Consider the following 1131-nt stretch of genomic DNA (forward strand, 5'->3'; position numbering starts at 1 on the left):
TCGTTTTCTTTAACCAAAGCCTTGGAACCTGCATCATCGACCACAGCCATATTGAAATCCTCGAACTTTCCTGCATCTGCATCTTTCATCCAACGTTGGACGACATTGTAGTGGAGTTCGTATCTTCTGGCAACGGCAGCTCGATTTCCACTTTCCAGAGCTTCTTTTACCACTTGCATTTTAAACTCATTGGAGTATTGTTTTCGTTTCATTGTTGCCTTCCCCCTGTTCACATATAGTGTACTAAATTACACTCCATGTGTCCAAGTTTCCTAAGGGGCTATTGAGGTAGAATCCTTTAAAACCTCTCTATAATTCATTATTGCTTTACCTATAGAACTCTGTTTTCGTTTAACCTTGTCTTGTTCTGTTGGTTTGTAAGTTTCAGTAATCAAATAAAATAGAATGATTAGGCTTAAAAGAGATATTAATGCCACTATTAGAAAAAGCACAAACTTGAAATCTGAAAATAAAAATCCACCCACTAAGCCCCCTATTCCAATTGCCGCGTTAAACACCCAATATTGAATGCTATAGATAACCTTTCTCTCTTCACTACTACTTACATCTATTATCATTGCTGCAGCTGCTGGTGTTGCAATACCGCCCCCTATTGTCGAAATAGTCATCATTATCAACGTTACCATCGGAGAATATAACCAGGATGAGTTAGCAATACATATCATAAATAAAGCTAATACTTTGATACTTTCAGCAACAAGCATTACCTTTCTTCTCCCCAACTGATCAGCAAGATACCCTCCATAAAAGCTAGCAATAATAGAAGCAAGTATTTCACCGCTCAGGATAAACCCTGTTATAACCCCACCAAAAGATTCGACAAAATAAATAGACATAAAAGGAAATACCATAGTATTTACAAGTGTTGTGATAAACATTAGGTATATTCTAATTTTTATATTGCGATGAAAACTTCTAAAGGACCACTAGCGTTGCATAAATCTTTTCACATCATTAAAAATCACCATAATCTTCTGTATTCAAGCGTTCACGAGCATAAAAAAATCCTTTACACTGGAAAGGTCAGGTAGTTCCTGTCCAAATCCAACATAAAGGACATAGCATGGACAAGAATACCCTATTTTCTTCATTTGGTAAATACATTTCACC

General features: G+C 36.4%; 2 protein-coding genes. Both read right to left on the minus strand.

The window, feature by feature from the left end:
• Positions 1–212 (minus strand): transposase (locus EDM52_RS24295; RefSeq protein WP_122911448.1); only part of this gene is annotated, 212 nt, incomplete at its 3' end.
• A 60-nt stretch (positions 213–272) separates the two neighbouring features.
• Complete coding sequence (locus tag EDM52_RS24300) at positions 273–899, minus strand: MFS transporter (protein ID WP_183185360.1); 627 nt, start codon at positions 897–899, stop codon at positions 273–275.
• Positions 900–1131 lie beyond the last annotated feature (232 nt).

It is taken from the genome of Brevibacillus invocatus (genome assembly GCF_003710915.1).
Classification (GTDB): domain Bacteria; phylum Bacillota; class Bacilli; order Brevibacillales; family Brevibacillaceae; genus Brevibacillus; species Brevibacillus invocatus.

What these genes read in the sequence shown, in the direction of transcription:
- EDM52_RS24300 (WP_183185360.1), bottom strand. Translation starts at nt 899, where the DNA reads ATGTTTATCACAACACTTGTAAATACTATGGTATTTCCTTTTATGTCT.